12 protein-coding genes are annotated in these 16,329 nt (G+C 53.0%); 8 read left to right on the top strand and 4 right to left on the bottom strand.

The annotated features are described in order from the left end of the window. Positions 1 to 108: 108 nt before the first annotated feature. From OES20_02300 to OES20_02285, 4 genes are all read left to right on the top strand, one after another. A complete protein-coding gene (locus OES20_02300) occupies positions 109 to 771 on the top strand; it encodes an ABC transporter ATP-binding protein (protein ID MDH3633513.1) in 663 nt (220 codons plus the stop codon). Beyond that, positions 768 to 3,272, top strand: coding sequence for an ABC transporter permease (locus OES20_02295; protein ID MDH3633512.1), 2,505 nt, complete (start codon positions 768 to 770; stop codon positions 3,270 to 3,272). The genes OES20_02300 and OES20_02295 overlap by 4 nt, the downstream gene beginning before the upstream one ends. Then, on the top strand, positions 3,272 to 4,360 hold the full coding sequence (locus tag OES20_02290) for a carotenoid 1,2-hydratase (protein ID MDH3633511.1): 1,089 nt from the start codon (positions 3,272 to 3,274) through the stop codon (positions 4,358 to 4,360). The genes OES20_02295 and OES20_02290 overlap by 1 nt, the downstream gene beginning before the upstream one ends. 450 nt (positions 4,361 to 4,810) lie before the next feature. Beyond that, on the top strand, positions 4,811 to 5,113 hold the full coding sequence (locus OES20_02285) for an MTH1187 family thiamine-binding protein (GenBank protein ID MDH3633510.1): 303 nt from the start codon (positions 4,811 to 4,813) through the stop codon (positions 5,111 to 5,113). 3 nt (positions 5,114 to 5,116) lie between these two features. Here OES20_02285 and OES20_02280 read toward each other — a convergent pair whose 3' ends face one another. From OES20_02280 to OES20_02270, 3 genes are read right to left on the bottom strand one after another with little or no spacing between them, the layout of a single operon-like run. Continuing rightward, positions 5,117 to 5,632, bottom strand: a complete 516-nt coding sequence (locus tag OES20_02280; protein ID MDH3633509.1) for an O-acetyl-ADP-ribose deacetylase — start codon at positions 5,630 to 5,632, stop codon at positions 5,117 to 5,119. Beyond that, the gene (locus OES20_02275; protein MDH3633508.1) at positions 5,619 to 7,946 is read right to left on the bottom strand and encodes an ATP-dependent DNA helicase; all 2,328 of its coding nucleotides are present in this window, start codon (positions 7,944 to 7,946) and stop codon (positions 5,619 to 5,621) included. Before OES20_02275 ends, OES20_02280 begins: the two co-directional genes overlap by 14 nt. Next, on the bottom strand, positions 7,931 to 9,586 hold the full coding sequence (locus OES20_02270; GenBank protein MDH3633507.1) for a VRR-NUC domain-containing protein: 1,656 nt from the start codon (positions 9,584 to 9,586) through the stop codon (positions 7,931 to 7,933). The genes OES20_02275 and OES20_02270 overlap by 16 nt, the downstream gene beginning before the upstream one ends. 70 nt (positions 9,587 to 9,656) lie before the next feature. Here OES20_02270 and lexA point away from each other — a divergent pair, with 70 nt between their 5' ends. Genes lexA through OES20_02250 form a run of 4 tightly spaced genes read left to right on the top strand, consistent with a single transcriptional unit; the run spans position 9,657 to position 15,617 of the window. Then, positions 9,657 to 10,256 carry a transcriptional repressor LexA gene (lexA, locus tag OES20_02265; GenBank protein MDH3633506.1) on the top strand — a complete coding sequence of 200 codons (600 nt, stop codon included), beginning with the start codon at positions 9,657 to 9,659 and terminating at the stop codon, positions 10,254 to 10,256. Positions 10,257 to 10,270: 14 nt separating this feature from the next. Next, complete coding sequence (locus OES20_02260) at positions 10,271 to 10,918, top strand: hypothetical protein (protein MDH3633505.1); 648 nt, start codon at positions 10,271 to 10,273, stop codon at positions 10,916 to 10,918. Next, positions 10,902 to 12,350 carry a hypothetical protein gene (locus OES20_02255; GenBank protein MDH3633504.1) on the top strand — a complete coding sequence of 483 codons (1,449 nt, stop codon included), beginning with the start codon at positions 10,902 to 10,904 and terminating at the stop codon, positions 12,348 to 12,350. The genes OES20_02260 and OES20_02255 overlap by 17 nt, the downstream gene beginning before the upstream one ends. 30 nt (positions 12,351 to 12,380) lie before the next feature. Further along, on the top strand, positions 12,381 to 15,617 hold the full coding sequence (locus tag OES20_02250; protein MDH3633503.1) for an error-prone DNA polymerase: 3,237 nt from the start codon (positions 12,381 to 12,383) through the stop codon (positions 15,615 to 15,617). A gap of 4 nt (positions 15,618 to 15,621) precedes the next feature. On the opposite strand, the gene OES20_02245 is transcribed toward OES20_02250, so the two are convergent. Then, entirely contained in the window at positions 15,622 to 16,263 is a 642-nt protein-coding gene (locus OES20_02245; GenBank protein ID MDH3633502.1) for a site-2 protease family protein, read from the bottom strand. Between the last annotated feature and the right edge of the window lie 66 nt (positions 16,264 to 16,329).

Below are 16,329 nucleotides of genomic sequence, written 5' to 3'. Positions count from 1 at the left end.
CCCTGGATGCGGGACAAGTTTACTTGAATCCATTTGCAAATCCATTACCGGCCTGAAATCGTAATATTAGGTATTGTGTCCTGATAAATTCGGTTAGCATCAATGGCCATGCTTTCGATCAAGAACCTGTGCAAGTCCTACCATTACGCCGATGTCAGGCAAGACGTACTGCATCAGCTCCAGTTTGAAATGAGCACGTCTTCTTCGGTGGCCCTGCTCGGTGAGAGCGGCAGCGGCAAGTCAACCTTGCTACACCTGATCGCAGGTCTCGATCGGCCCGACAGCGGCGAGATCCACTTTGCCGGGTACCGGGTTCACTCGGATCCGGAATCAGTGCTGGCTGCGTTGCGGCGTTCACAAATGAGCCTGGTGTTCCAGCAGTTTCACCTGATATCGACGCTGTCGATCCTGGATAATATCCGTTTCCAGGCGGCCCTGTGCCAACGGTTCGATAACCGATATGAAGCGGAATTGATTGATCGCCTGGGGTTGGGTGACCAGGTTGACAAGTACCCGCACCAGTTGTCTCGAGGTCAGCAGCAGCGCGTAGCCATCGCGCGTTCACTGTTGCACAAGCCACAGCTGGTGTTGGCCGATGAGCCCACCGGTAACCTTGATGAGAATTCCAGTCTCGAAGTCATGGGACTATTCAGTGACCTGGTCAGGCAGGCCGGCAGCAGCCTGTTAATGGTGACCCACAGCCAGGCGATGGCCGAGTTTATGGATCGACAGGTTTGGCTGCATAACGGCAGGCTGACAGAGGTTGAATGAATTTCGGATTTTACTGGATACTGAAGGCGTTGCTGAGCCACTACTGGCGGCATCCCTGGCAAACGCTGTTCCTGACGATTGGCCTGGTTGCAGGCGTGGGGCTGTGGTCGGCGGTGCAAATTATCAACCAGCATGCTGAAACGAGTTACCAGCAGGCACAGAACCTGCTGGGCGCGCAAGCGAGCTACTGGATTCGCAATCGGCGGGACGAGGGTATCGACCAGGCAACCTATATCGAGCTGCGTCGTGCCGGTTTTCGCCAGGTCTTCCCGATTATCGAGCTCGAGGTCAGCACCGCTGCAGGCGTGTCGATCAGCTTGATAGCGACTGATTTGCTGGCGTTACCCGGCGATGTCTTCGATAGCGAGCAATCGACGCAGGATTTTTCGCGAAGCTGGCTCGAATTCGTACAACCTCCGTATCGTGCCTGGGTGCCGGCAGCACTGGCCGCCGAGCTTAATCTCGAACCGGGCGCGCGGCTCGAACTGCGCGATGGGAGGCAGTTACCGCCCGCATTGATCCAGGCACGCGAGCAGCAGGGTCGTCGCGTGCTGGTCGATATCGGAGCGGCGATGTCGCTGTCCGGCTCGGACCGTTTTAGCTATCTGAGCGTGGGCGAGATCACAGCAGCCGAATATGCGCGGCTTGCAGCCCGCCTGTCCGACCATCTCGAACTGGTTGAAAATCAGCAGCACCTGGATCTGCAGGAGCTGACCGCGAGCCTGCATACTCACCTGACCGCGATGAGCTTGCTGTCGTTTGCGGTCGGGCTCTTCATTGTCTTCAACGCGGTCCGTTTTTCGCTCTGGTACCGGCGTACGACCCTGCTGGATCTGCGCCTAATGGGCTGTGATCTGCGTCATTTAGCGACCGCGATCCTGTTCGAGACGCTACTGTGGAGCCTGCTCGGGACCGCGCTTGGATTTGTACTCGGGGTAGTGCTGGCGCATGCGCTGCTGCCCGGTCTTGGCGCCAGCCTGCAGAGTCTCTACGACGCAACCGTGGATGCGGACCTGGGATTGAGTACGTGGTCGCTGTTGCAGGCCTGGAGCATAACCCTGATCGGACTCGTCTGGGCGCTGGCCTGGCCGCTTTACCGCCAGTTACGCCGCTCCAGCCTCGAGGCAGGGAGTACCGACGCGATGCTCGCGGACGAGAAGACCGCTCGCGGCCGGCTTGCGATCAGTGCCCTGGTACTGGCCTGCCTTGCCTGGATTGTGTATGCGCAGATTGAGACCGTTACCCAGGGATTCGTGGTCCTCGGCATGATTTTATTTGCCGCGGCCTGGATTCTGCCGTTCCTGCTCGCCCGGGCGTTAAGCCTCGTCGCCCTACTGTTACCACAGCGTTATTTGCTGGCGCGCTGGATGGTGAGCGATGGCTGGTCCCAGCTACCGGCATTACGCAGCGCAATGATGGCGTTACTGCTGGCACTGACCGCAAATCTCGGTGTTGACAGCCTGGTTGACAGCTTTCGCGATGCCTTTGTTGGTTGGCTGGAAGTGCGTCAAAGCGCCGATATCTATCTGCGCACACCGGGTGTGAGTTACCAGATGCTCAAACCTTCGGCAACGAATGCTGACTGGCTCGTCGACAGCCACCATCGTATCGGGATCAGCACGCGCTGGCGCGATCGCCCGGCGCTGATTCGCGGCATCGACCCACGCGCCACGGACAGCCAGGAATTGCCACTGTCCCGGTGGCAGGGTGACTCGGCCGCATCGGCACGACAGACCTGGCGCGAACAACCGGGCAAGGTACTGATTAACGAACAGGTGCATTTCCTGGCCGGGGTAGAGATCGGTGAAAACGTCGTGCTGCCGACCGACAATGGGCCGCAGGAATACGAAGTGGTTGGTGTTTTCTATGACTACGGTAATCCTTATTTTCAGTTCTACCTGCCCTATAGCGTGGTTGCCGGTAACTGGAGTCACTACTACTCACGCGGTATCGCGTTGTGGTTGAACCCGCGCAACAGTAAAGCGATGCAGCAGGCGGAGGAGAGCCTGAGAGCGCTCGGCGCACAACCGGGCGACTGGATTTCGCAGGCTCAAATTCGCCTGCTGTCGATTGGTATCTTCGACCGCACCTTCGCCATCACCGCGGCTATGAATTTATTGACCATGATTGTTGCGGCGATTGCGTTGCTGGCATCCTTACTCGCAATTCTGCACGAACGACTACCGCAATTTGCGCAGTGGCGAGCACTTGGCCTGCACCAGTTTGAACAATTGTTGCTGGTAGCAACACCGCTGCTGGTTTTTTGTGCAGTCGTCTGGCTACTGTCGATTCCACTCGGTGCATTGCTGAGCTGGATCCTGATTCACAAGCTCAACATCATCAGTTTTGGCTGGAGCATGCCGCTGGTGTGGAAGATCGAACCGGCACTGCTGCTTGCCGTGGTTGTTTTCCTGATCTGTGCAGTGACCCTGCTGGTGGTTTCAATTCAATGGCGACGGCAGATGCCGCTCGCACTGGCGCAGCTTGGGGAAACGGTTTGATGCGTCTCATCATGCTGCTATGCCTGGTGCTGTTTGGCCACGCAGCCGGGGCCCAGGATGTGCTTGGCGACCTGCGCGAACAGGGACTCGGGTATGCCCAGGTGACGCCTGGCAGGACGCTGGAGTTTCCGCGGGATCATGGTGCGCACCCGGACTATCGAATTGAATGGTGGTATTTGACCGCGAACCTGGTGGATCGAGATGGTCGGCACTGGGGCCTGCAGTGGACCCTGTTTCGGCAGTCACTGAGCCCTGATAAAACCGGTAGCGGCTGGCACAGTAAGCAGATCTGGATGGCACATGCCGCCATAACTACACCTGAAGGCCATTTTCATGAGCAGCGTTTCGCGCGCGGCGGGATTGGTCAGGCCGGAGTTACGCGCATCAGTCATGACGGCTATTTTAATGCCTGGATGGATGATTGGCAGTGGCGATCGACCGGCGCAGCACTGTTTCCGGCGGAGCTCAATTTCACGATCGACGAACGCCAGGTCGTATTAGCTCTTGAAGCCACCGGGGAGCTGGCGCTGAACGGTATTGATGGCTATAGCCAGAAATCGGCCCAGGGACAGGCGAGTTATTACTACAGCCAACCGCATATTAAAGTGAGCGGCACGGTGACCGGGAGGGATGAGAAAATTGAGCTGGCAGGTCAGGGCTGGCTCGATCGTGAGTGGAGTTCGCAGGCGCTGGCCGAGAATCAGCAGGGCTGGGACTGGTTCTCGCTGCATTTGAACGATGGCCACAAGCTCATGGTTTACCAGTTGCGACACGACGATGGCGAGCACTGGATCAGTGGCAACTGGATCAGCCCGCACAGTGGTACCCAGCTACTGGGACGCAGCGCGATCGATCTGAGTTCAACCCGGATCGGCACTGTCGCCAGCGGCACCAACGAGTCGCTTGAGTTGCCGCTGGAGTGGCAGCTGTCCCTGCCCGATCTTCAGCGCAGATGGCAGATTCGGCCACTCTACGATCAGCAGTGGATGGGTACCAGTATTCCCTACTGGGAGGGCGTGGTGCTGGTCGAAGACGAACAGGGCAATCCCGCCGGCGTCGGTTACATGGAACTCACCGGCTACCAGTAGCTACCAAGCGATAAATTAAACCTTACATATCTTGGACGTCGCGATTCAACCAAAGGCAACCGATGAAGCCCGTTGAGACTGGCTGGGTGGCCTGCGGCTTCCCGAAAAAGGACTGATTATAAAGGGCAAGGCGAGACTCGACATCCATGTCTCGACTCGCCACAGGCCGCGTCCCTGCGGCCTGACCCTTTAAAATCAGTCCTTTTTCGGCACCCAGCCTTTACGTCTCAACGGGCTTCATCGGTTGCCTCCTGATTATCGAGACATTTCAAGGGATATGCATCGCAAAAGTGTAGCGCGGCAGGGACGCCGCGCTCCAAGCGATTCCATGGTTGGGAGCGCCTTTTGCGATGCATATCCCTTGAAATGGCGTTCGAAGGTTATCAGGGAGTTTTCTGAGGGTAGCGGGGAATGGTGTATTATCGCGGACATTTGACGGGAGATTTGTCGATGAATGTCATGATTGATATTTGCGTGGTGCCGATGGATGTCGGCGTTTCGGTATCGAAGTACGTGGTCGCGTGCCAGCGGATCTTCGAGGCGGCGGGACTGAATCATGAAATGCATGCCTGGGGCACCAATGTCGAGGGTGATTGGGACAAGGTCATGGCCGCGGTCAGGCAATGCCATGAGAAAATGCACGAGATGGGCGCACCTCGCTGTAACAGCACGCTGCGTGTCGGCACGCGCGTCGACCGCGAACAAAGCATGCGCGATAAGCTCAATAGCGTCTACCAGAAAATGGAAATCTAGGGTCTAGAGTGCGTGGTGCGAGGCGACCTGGATTAATGCAGCCTCGATATCGTCTGAAAAGCAGGCAAAGATCACGTGCTCGACGTGCTCACACTGGTGCAACGTTTTGAGAGTGGATTCGATTGCGATAATCGCGGCCTGATCGATCGGGTAACCGTATATTCCGCAAGAGATGGCCGGGAAAGCGATGCTTTTGAGGCCTTGCTGTTCGGCAAGCAGGATACTGTTGCGATAACAGTTCGCGAGTAATTCGGCCTCGTTGTTGCTGCCTTCCTGCCATACCGGTCCTACCGCGTGAATAACGTGTTTTGCCGGTAAATTGTAGCCCGCAGATATTTTTGCTTCGCCGGTTTCACAACCACCCAGCGTCTGGCACTCGGCGAGAAGCCCGGGTCCGGCTGCGCTGTGGATCGCGCCGCACACGCCGGCACCATCGGCGAGGCTGTTATTCGCGGCGTTAACGATTGCATCGACGTCAAGCCTGGTGATATCTGTTTTCTGAATTTCAATCTGGGGCATTGCAATCCTCCAGGTTATCCCAGAACCTCAGCAGGGATTGTTCCAGTGAAACCGGATCGTTGCAATAGGTTGGATGCCAGTGGGCTGGTAGATAGCGGGCATAACCGGGTTGCTGGAATCGTCGATCGAGCAATACCACAACCCCTCGATCCTGTTCATCGCGAATAACCCGGCCCGCACTTTGCTTGACCCGGATCAGGCCCGGGAATCGAAACGCATAGTCGAATCCATCGAGTTCCAGCGTCTCGAAATCCTGTTGTATCAACTGTTGCTCGCTGTTGGCCTGGGGTAAACCAACGCCCACAATAATCGCGCCGATCAGGGCATTGCCGCGGTAGTCGATACCCTCGGCAAAACGTCCACCCATGATGGCAAAGCCCAGCTGTTCGTCTGCACCGAAAAACCGGGACAGAAACTGTTGCTGTGCGTCGTCGTCGAATTCGCGCTGTTGCAACAGCGTGGTGGTATCGGGATAGAGCTGGCTAAATCGATCGTGAACCTGCTGCATGAAATGGTATGCCGAAAAGAAAACCAGATAGTTGCCGGGACGGGCGCAGCAACAGCGCTCGATTGATTCGCAGATGACGTCGATGTAGCGCTCGCGCTCACGGTAACGCGTGTCCACGTAAACGCCAACACAAACCGAGAGATTTTTTTCCGGGAACGATGATTCCAGCACCAGGCTCTTGCAGTTATCGTCGAGCCCGAGCGCCTGCTGAAAATAGCGGGTAGGTGTCAGGGTCGCGGAAAAACCGCAGACCGCGTGAAACAGAGGATAACATTGCTGCAGGTACTCGAATGCATTCAGGCAGAGCAGCTTCAGTTCGCGCGTCTTCAGGGGTTTGTAGCCAAGCGTTCGATGGTGCAGGTCATAGAGTTGACTAATACTTTGAAAGCGGAAAACCGCCTTGGCGATTTCCAGCGTCTCGCTGGCGATACGCTTGTTGGCGAAGACATCGAAACCCAGTTTTTCGCCGAAGCGTTGGCTGGCCCGCAGCAGATCCGCCGGCATCTGGCTGGATATGGATTCGTCCTCATCCAGACCGCGTAGTTCGCGATCGAGCGCCTGCTGCATCGATTTGAGAGCCTCTGAAATCTGGCAGCTATTGTCGGCCGCAATCGCTTTTTTGATTTGTGCGCGGGTCAGGCTTGCCGAGTACATTGAGCGCGCCCGATCAACCAGGTTGTGCAACTCGTCAATCAACAATAGCTTGCGTCGCTGGTTGGTCCTGAAGTATCCCAGCTGTACCAGCGGGTCGAAAACATAGTTAAAGTCACAGATAACGATATCGACCCAGGGTAACATTTGCAGTGCCAGCTCGAAGGGACATAGGCAGTATTCCTCGGCGGTCGCCTGGAGCTGGCTGACGCCGATTTTACGCATTCGAAACAGTTGCTCCCGGGCTGCGGGCAGACGTTCGAAAAATCCCAGGCAGCGTCGACAGCGGCCCTCGTCGTCAATTTCATTATCGTCAAAGTTACAGGGGCAACTGCGCGCCTTGGCCTGTATGACCAGGTAGGAAACGTCGGTACTGATCAATTTGAGTGCGGTTACCGCCTGCTGCTGTCCTGAAACCTTGGCTGACAGGTAAATGACCTGGTCGCATTGATTTTCACCAATCGCCTTGATTGCCGGAAACAGGGTGCTGATGGTCTTGCCGGAACCTGTCGGTGCCTCGACAACCAGACGTTGTTGATGCTGGATCGCGCGGTAGACCTCGGCCGCGAGCCCGCGTTGCTGGTTGCGAAACCTGGCAAATGGAAAAGCCAGTTGCTGTGCCTGTTTGCGTGTGTTTTCCCGTTGCGTCTCGACCAGGCGATACCATTGCAGGTAGCGCTTTAATGTATGCTCAACAAAGGTCTCCAGTTCGCTGTGCGAGAAAATTTTGCTGTGACGCTGTTCATGTCGCTTGAACAGGGTAACGAGGTTGAGACTGAGATTTACCTCGTCAAGCTGGTGTTCGCGTGCATAGCAGGCACCGTAGCATTTGAGCTGCGCCCAGTGCAGCGCGTCTTCTGAATCGACCGCAAGGTGCGCATAAACGGTTTTAATTTCTTCGATGCGCGGGGGTGACTCGTCGGCAAACAGCAGATCGACTCGACCGCCGAGTTCGATGTCACGGTTATCGATCCGGGTCAAAAGCCTGACCGAAACCTCGGATTCGGCATCAGCCCGGTAATGCCTCTGGATTTTCTGATGCGTCTGTAATCCATCCAGTGCCTTGATTGAAGGTGCGCTGTCATAACCAAGGTCGCCGTCGCGACAACAGAACTCAACCAGTTCACGCACCCCGATTTTCAGTGCGTCTGCCATGTGACCCGGGCTAACTGGTGTGGTATCCCATGTTCGTGAAAATACTGCATCCAGCGCCGCTGGTTCTTTTGCAGGCTGTCGCCCGGTCCTTTAACCTCGATCAGGCAATAACCACCCGCGGGCGGGAAACGCACCAGGTCCGGGAAACCGCTACGGTTGTTGCGCAGGTCGCGCAAGATGCGCTTGAATATGGCTGTCCAGTGCTGATAGTCAATTCGCTCGAGCGCAAGTTCGATCAGATCAAGATCGAGACTCTGCCAGTTGACGAGCGGATTCATTAAATCCTGTTTTTCTACCCATCGCTTCGAGACGATGCGCCAGATGTCGTCATTACTACTGATCGATGTCCAGGTTTGCGCCAGTAAATCCTGGCGCCTGGCACAGAAATCATGCTCGTAGAAATCGGCGGGACGATATTGAAACGGGTTATAAAAAGCACCCGGCAACGGCGCAAATACGGCCTCCCAGATCAGCAGGCCGAGAACGCCGTTAAAAATACTGTTTTCAACATAGTAGCAACTGTCGGCATCATCGAGGCTGACATAATACTCGGCCACCGCGATTTCGACCGAGTCATGCGGTGCCAGCGGGAGCTCGATAATTTCGGGCTGGTGAGTGATGGCCAGAGACTCGATGGATTCCTGCGTTTCGAAACCATGTCGTTTTATCAGTCGTCCGGCAAACATGCTTGCAAACTGCAGTTCCTCTTCATCGATCGGTTGCTCGATGATTTGCATACACTGATCCAACGCATCCTGAGGACGGCCCTGTTGATCGTGGATACGGGCGATGCGTTCGCGGGCCGGAGGCAACGAGCATTGACGGTATTGCTCAAGCGCCTCGGATAATGTGCCGATGCGTTCCAGTTGACGAGCAACCTGGTAACGCAGTTGCTGACATTTGCGATAGGCTGGTGACAGCGGTTCGATATCGGGTGGAATCATAGCGGTCAGTTCTGTCAAAACGGAGCGGTCTGTTTTATCACTCAGTTCGAACAGGGTCTCCAGCTGGTAGAGCATCCAGTGTTGCTGGATCTCAAGCGTACTGCGGTAAGGCCGGTGTTCAGTGTCGATGCTATAGCTTTCGAATTGATACATGCCGAGGTCGCGTAAAACGAAATCGGTCATCGACTGGTTCAGGTTACCGAAGAAAAGCATTTGGCAAAGCAGGTATTCGTCTGCACGCAGTACTTGCAGCAGGGTATCTCTTTTTCTCAGCTGCTCGAAAAACACATCGTCGTCACTTTCCAGCAGCGCCTGTTCAAGTTCGGCTCGTTTCAACTGTTTCAAGCTCGAATCGTCAGTCATGATTGCGCGCAGTTCCGGCATCGTGTAGAGCGATAACAGAGTTGGATGATCGATTTCACCATTGACCTCGAGAAAGCCCTGTTCGGCGAGTTCAGCGATTGCTGCATCGATTGAATCGATTTCGCGGTAGGCAAGCTTGTCCGCGCGATACCAGTTAGGGCTGCGATTCTGCAAACGGATAAAGAGCATTTTTGCGTCCCTGCCGAGGGCTGCGAAACCTTGCAGGAACTCGAGTTGCTGTTTTTCGAGCAGGTCCGCGTAGACACGGGTAACGTGGTCAAACAGGGTGAGTACGTTATCGAGGTAATAGGTTTCGGGTAAGTCGGGTTGCATTTATACGGCGTATTTTACACGATTATATAACGCTGTTGCATACAACGGTGTTATATATTATATTGATCAAATGGAATCGTTGACCGACATCCAGCAGGCCGTTTACGACTATACCCGCCAGGCGGTGAGGCAGGGGCAACCGTTTCCTTCATTACGTGATATTGCCGGTCATTTTGGCTTTCAACACACCACGGCGCGTTTTCACCTCAAGGCACTTGAAAAAAAGGGATTTATTCGACAGCGCTCGCAACGCGTTTCGGATTACCTGTTGCCGGATGAAATGAATACAGGTTCTCAAGACTTCGACCTGGTTGCAAGGATACCGGCTGGTGCACCAATGCCCGTGTTCGATGAAACCCGTGAATCGTTCTCGGTGAACCACGAATTTTTTGGCGGAGGCGATGTTATCGGCATTCGCGTCATCGGTGACAGTATGGCGGGTGATGCTATCGCCGATGGTGATATCGCAATGATAAAACGGCAACAGGAGGCCAACAAGGGTGAAATCCTGGCGTTGCGCATCGACGGTGAAATCACGCTGAAACGTATCCAGCTGGATGGTGACAGTGCCCAGTTAGTGCCTTCAAACCCTGATCACTCGATTCGCGTGGTACCTGCCTGGCAACTCGAGATTCTCGGCAAGCTGGTTGGCATCATTCGCAAGGTTTGACTGCAGCTAACTCCATGGCTTCACTCCCTTCACAATATAAGGACGCGTCACTACAGCAGCAGCTGCAAACGGCCCGCTTGCTGAAGGATAATCTTGCCGATCAGTCACAGGTACTACAATCGGGTATCGATGTCCTCGACGAATGTTTTGCACAGGTGAAGCCTGGTGATCTGGTTGAATGGGGAATCCCGCCCGGATTAAATGGCCGCCTGATTCCGCTGCAGTTGCTGAAGCAGCAGATACCCTTGAGTGTGTGGATTTATCACCACCATGGGCTCGGGGTATTTGCATCCAGCTGGATAAGTCACGGGGTAGACCTGCAGCGGCTTTTTTTTATATGTTCAGATAATCCAGTCAAGGAATTACGCCCGCTATTTCTCGAGGATACTTTTAAACGTATCATTATCGACGCACCGCGCAAACTTACGCGGGGCGATATCGCTTTTGTCAGCCAGCAGGCACGTCAGCAGGGCCAGATCGTGTTTTTGATCCGCCACTATTTTCTGATGGCTAAACGGGGTAATCCGCACGCAAGTTTGCGTCTCAATACCTGGCAAAGTTCCCGGCACTCGTTTTCACTTCAGTTCATCAAGGGGCCGCATAGCGGAAAAATTTCACTGCCCTATCGTAGCGTGGCCGAGGATCATGAACGTTACAACTAAGGTCATTGATCTGGCAGAACTGAGCAGGGATGACGAATTCCCGTTCTTTGCCGCGATCTACAGCCCGGTACCGGGCAGTCCTTTCGTATTGTCACCCACCGCAATGCGTTGGAGCGACAAGCTCTATTTAAGCAGGCTTAGCGACTGTAAACAGTTCTGGCTCGGTCAGAAAAAAAAACTGCGTTGTAAACTGACCGATCTTTTCACGCCATTGTTGGAGCACCATTACGGCGAAGAATATGTTGCAGTGTTCGGCAATCATCCCTGGCAATGCCTGTTATATCTTCACTATCAGCTGAAACACGAGGGCAGGGGGCTTTTTCTGCTGGAGAGCCGTCTCAACCGTAATATTTATAAAACACTGGACTGGGATTGCTGGTTTGCGCCACAGCAGGCGCTTGCTGATCATTTGATCTCGATGAATGCCAGGAACTTTCGTGCAGAATCATTTCATTCATACCAGGCCCGCATGCAGCGATTTATTCAACGTATCGGAATTGCAACGCCACATGACATGATCGCCGCAGATGCTAATTCGATAAAGCGTCGCTTTGGCAAGTGGTTGGGGCTGATATGGCACTGGAGTTTCAGTGATTCGAGTGATCTGGAATGGTTTCCCTGGATTAAGCTCGAGCATGAACAATTACCCTGGGTCAAGCGGGATCTCGAGTACCCGGTTAACCAGTGGTCCTATATTGAAGTATTGTTGCGGGAAGATTTATCCCGCTTGTGCGAACATTCAGTTCGCAACGATTGCGAGCATATCAATCGCATGCACTGGAAAATTACGCTGTTCAACTACCAGCAAGTCACGGTCGAACTTTCATTCAGGCATCCCTATTCCTTACATCGCGACATGCCTGGATTTGATACCGCGCTTTACCAGGCACGATACATTTATGATGATTTAGTGCGTAATATGCTGGCTCGTGACGACGATCTTGATCTACCGGAGAATATGCCGTTTATTTGCTGGCAGCTTGAGGTTTGCGAACGCATTATACTGGCACCACAGCTTTGGGAATTATTTGCGCGAGAATTCGATCAAATCGATTACCAGCGAATCATGGCATTGCAGAACAAGCTGCCTTTTGCATTCGAATGCTACCAGTCTGATGCCAGCTTTTTTCCAGAACAGTCCTTCACACGTATCCCCGTCGGTACCCATTCGGTCAATGAAGCTGATCATTCTCCATGGTCGTCAAGCGCTCTTAACAAACCCCTGTTTTTTTATCAACATGCCGAGACCATCGAAAATCCAACTGCGGCAGAAAAAATTTTTCTTGAGCGTAACTCGAACCAATGGTGGTTAGGTGAAGACGCGTTACAGACAATCCGTGATTATTACATTTTAAAAGATCATAACGGTCGCTCCAGCTGGGCATACCGGACGCAGCGGGGTGAGTGGTACAAGCAGGGCGAATTTTACTAGTGGTCGACCACTAGTTATGGAAATCCGCGGATGTTCAACAATTTTAACGAATGGCTGTGTAAAACCAATTTCAGTTTTCTACACGGGGCATCGCATCCACGGGATTTAATCGAGACTGCCAATGCGCTGGGGTACCAGTCACTATGCATCAATGATTTTGATGGTGCTTACGGGCTTGCAAGATGCTATCGCGAACTTGACTATCTCAGGAATAACCAATTACACCAGGGTTTAAAGCTTAACTATGGTGCTGAAATACATTTACAGGCAGATCACGATTTACCGGTGTTATTACAGGATACGCTGGTACTGGTTGCCCAGAATCATCAGGGGTATACCAATCTTAATCGTCTACTGAGCTACGCGCACCGGGAGGGGAAGGATTATGCCAACATCCCACTCGAGTACCTGCTAGGCAGCGATGTCGATGGAATATTTGCGATTCAGCCGATGCGGGGCAGAGTACGCACACAAAACAGCCCCGGTCACCACGTTGAGCTCAAGCAATGCTTCGAAGGACGATACTTCCTGGCCATTAGTCGCCACCTGCACCCGGCTGAGGACCGCTGGATAAATACAACGCTTGCATGCGCAAGGCGTCATAAGCTCGATTACATCCTGACCCAGGATGTGTTTTTCCATAACCGGCAACAAAAATGCGTTAGCGATTTACTTCAGGCGATTCGTACCAACCGGGTACTTGATCAATGCCGTGAACATTTTTTCCCGAATGCCGAACGTTGTCTGCATCGTGTTAATGAATTACAGCGCCTGTTTGCAGTTGTTCCCGGTTATCGCAAGGCCCTGGGTCTGTCACGGTCATTGAACCGGTGCTGCCAGTTTGATCTCGACCAGCTCGGTTATCACTATCCTGGGGAAATGATTCCCGCCGGGCATGATGCCCTGTCCTACTTGCGATTTCTGGTTGACGAGGGTTTGCAGGAGAAATTCGAGCACAAGCCGCCCGACAAGATTCTGCAACAAATCGAGCACGAACTGGTTTTAATCGAGAAACTCAACTTCGCCGATTATTTTCTCACGGTCTGGGACATTGTCAGTTGGGCAAGGCGTCAACATATCCTGTGCCAGGGGCGGGGGTCTGCCGCCAACTCCAGCGTCTGTTTCGTACTTGGAATTACCTCGGTCAATCCGGACCAATTTGATTTACTGTTCGAGCGTTTTGTCAGCATGGAACGGGGTGATCCACCTGATATCGATGTCGATTTCGAGCACGAGCGTCGTGAAGAGGTGATCCAGTATATTTACCAGCGTTATGGCCGTGATCGTGCAGCAATGGTCGCGAATGTCATCACCTTCAGAGGCAAGGGATCATTGCGCGCAGTCGGCAAGGCACTCGGGGTTGATGATGGATTACTCCAGCAAATGTCAAAGATTGCCTCGAGTCGCTATTTTCGCGGCACCGGTACCGAAAACATTGTCATGGCACTTAAAAATGATCATGAACAAGAAAATCCTCTGGCCACGAAAATCAGCTGGGAACTGTGGATGCAGCTCACCGAAAAGTTATGCGGATTTCCTCGTCATCTCGGTATTCATTCGGGTGGCTTTATGCTGGCCGATAAACCATTAAACTGCCTGTTGCCACAGGAACCGGCAACCATGGTGGGGCGAAGCGTTATTCAATGGAGTAAAGAAGATATCGAGGCACTCGGTTTTTTTAAAATCGATGTCCTCAGTCTTGGCATGCTGTCGGCAATTCGAAAGTGTTTCGACTATATCGAAAACTATTATGGCAAGTATTTAAGCCTGGATTCGATACCAGATGATGACCAACCTACCTACGCCATGATCCAGAAAGCCGATACCGTCGGTGTATTCCAGATTGAATCACGTGCACAAATGTCGATGCTACCGCGCCTGAAGCCGGCGTGTTTCTATGACCTGGTGATCGAGGTTGCCATTATCCGGCCTGGCCCGATCCAGGGTAATGTTATCCATCCTTATCTGGCGCGGCGAAATGGCCTGGAGCCGATAACTTACCCGGATGAACGCCTGCACCCGATCCTGCAACGCACACTCGGGATTGCCATTTTCCAGGAGCAGGCAATGCGTATTGCGATAGCGGTTGGTAATTTCACGCCCGGTGAAGCCAATGAGCTGCGCAAGAAAATAGGATCCTGGGGGATAAAGGACTTTAACCGGGATTTAAATCCTCTACTGGTCAAGCTCGAACAGGGAATGCGCGACAATCAGATCAAGCCAGAGTTTGCCGAACAAATTCTCGGCCAGATGAAAGGTTTTGCCGAGTATGGATTTCCGGAGTCTCACGCGGTTTCATTTTCATTGATTGCCTATGCTTCCTGCTACCTGAAATGTCACTTCCCGGCCGCGTTTTATATTTCTGTTTTAAACTCGCAACCGATGGGTTTTTATTCACCGCATGCCTTGTTGCAATCGGCACAACGTGAAGGCGTCCGGCTGTTACCGATCTCAATGAACCATTCACAATGGGATCATCTGCTCGAAAAAACTGCGTCACATCAGCCATACGCGATTCGTCTCGGATTTCGCCTCGTTAATGGTCTTGCGAAGTCGACGGCTGCCAGGATAGTTCAGCAACGAAATGATTCGCAAGCCTGGAAAAGTTTCGAAGACTTTGTCCATGACTGTGGTATATCACGGGACCAGGTAACGGCTTTAGCTGCATCCGATTTGTTTTTTGATACTGGTGATTCGCGCTCACAGGCCCTGTGGAAATCGGAAGCAGCACCCTACCTGCCCATGCTTGACGATGTCGACGATAATATCGACTGGAAACCGGAAACAAAACTGGAATCGATTCAAAAAGACTTCAGGGCGTTTAAAACCAGCCTCAAGGAACATCCCGTAGCGGTCCTTAAAAAGGAGCAATGGCCCTATCGAGTCGCGGTAGAAAAATTTACAGTTGCCAATCGCCTGATCGAGTTACCGGCGGATAAAGATGTTTTCGCATTCGGCCTGGTGCTGGTGAAACAATCTCCGGGATCAGCAAAGGGGATGGTATTCGTCACGCTCGAGGATGAAACCGGATTTTTCAACCTCGCTTTTACACCCCAGGTTTATTCCCGCTTTTATCGGTTGGTAGACCAGCGACCTTTTCTCTGTGTGGTTGGCCGTCTGCAAAGGGTTAACGAATCACATTCGATACTGGTGAAACGTGTTTTTGATCTTGAATCAGGTGCGAACCTGTTGTCACTGCGCAGAGATGATCATGTAATCAAGCATGGCGCTGAAGTCGAGTTAATCAAGCCCAGGGCTTTTTACTAGGTCACTAAACCAGCAGGATGATGCCCAGCATGAACTCGCCAATCTTCCAGATAGTTTGAAATACCGGTACGCCCAGAAAATTGAGTGCAATGAGGCCCAACAGGGCATAGGTACCATAACGTTGATTGACCTGAAGGTATTTAAGCGCCATTTCCCGTGGCAATGCATAAGGCAGGATGTAACTGCCATCCAGTGGTCCTATGGGCAACAAATTAAACAACATGAGTAACATGTTTATCAACGCCAGGTAGGTAAAGAAGAAATAAGCGACCTCGGTCTGAAACAGTCCCCACCCCGCTTTTATGCCGAGCGCATACAAATTAATCGTAATAATTGCCAGCAACAGGTTCATGCCGGGTCCGGCAGCGGCAACCAGCAAGGTTCCCCAGCGGGTACGAAACTTGCGGGGGTCCGTGGGCACCGGTTTGGCGTATCCGATACCAATCGCCAGTACCATTAACAATCCAAGCGGATCGATATGAGGAATGGGATTTAAAGTCAGTCGTCCGGCCCGTTTGGCGGTATCGTCACCGATAAGCGAAGCCACTTTGCCGTGTCCAAACTCGTGAAACGTCAACGAGAATATCAATGCAACCGCAATCAAAACGAACAACAGATATTGTTGTTGTAACAGTAACTGGATCATTGTATTTCTGCGGGTTCCGAAAGCGTATCGGCCACCAGTATAGCCAGTGCCAGTGCCTGCGTACCA

Source organism: Gammaproteobacteria bacterium (assembly GCA_029862005.1).
In the GTDB taxonomy this organism is placed as follows: Bacteria; Pseudomonadota; Gammaproteobacteria.
The sequence above is the reverse complement of the archived record's forward strand: the minus strand, read 5'-3'. Positions and strand labels throughout refer to the sequence as shown.

What these genes read in the sequence shown, in the direction of transcription:
- OES20_02285 (MDH3633510.1), top strand. Translation starts at nt 4,811, where the DNA reads ATGAATGTCATGATTGATATTTGCGTGGTGCCGATGGATGTCGGCGTT.
- lexA (MDH3633506.1), top strand. Translation starts at nt 9,657, where the DNA reads ATGGAATCGTTGACCGACATCCAGCAGGCCGTTTACGACTATACCCGC.
- OES20_02245 (MDH3633502.1), bottom strand. Translation starts at nt 16,263, where the DNA reads ATGATCCAGTTACTGTTACAACAACAATATCTGTTGTTCGTTTTGATT.
- OES20_02275 (MDH3633508.1), bottom strand. Translation starts at nt 7,946, where the DNA reads ATGGCAGACGCACTGAAAATCGGGGTGCGTGAACTGGTTGAGTTCTGT.
- OES20_02255 (MDH3633504.1), top strand. Translation starts at nt 10,902, where the DNA reads ATGAACGTTACAACTAAGGTCATTGATCTGGCAGAACTGAGCAGGGAT.
- OES20_02260 (MDH3633505.1), top strand. Translation starts at nt 10,271, where the DNA reads ATGGCTTCACTCCCTTCACAATATAAGGACGCGTCACTACAGCAGCAG.
- OES20_02300 (MDH3633513.1), top strand. Translation starts at nt 109, where the DNA reads ATGCTTTCGATCAAGAACCTGTGCAAGTCCTACCATTACGCCGATGTC.
- OES20_02250 (MDH3633503.1), top strand. Translation starts at nt 12,381, where the DNA reads ATGTTCAACAATTTTAACGAATGGCTGTGTAAAACCAATTTCAGTTTT.
- OES20_02270 (MDH3633507.1), bottom strand. Translation starts at nt 9,586, where the DNA reads ATGCAACCCGACTTACCCGAAACCTATTACCTCGATAACGTACTCACC.
- OES20_02295 (MDH3633512.1), top strand. Translation starts at nt 768, where the DNA reads ATGAATTTCGGATTTTACTGGATACTGAAGGCGTTGCTGAGCCACTAC.
- OES20_02290 (MDH3633511.1), top strand. Translation starts at nt 3,272, where the DNA reads ATGCGTCTCATCATGCTGCTATGCCTGGTGCTGTTTGGCCACGCAGCC.
- OES20_02280 (MDH3633509.1), bottom strand. Translation starts at nt 5,632, where the DNA reads ATGCCCCAGATTGAAATTCAGAAAACAGATATCACCAGGCTTGACGTC.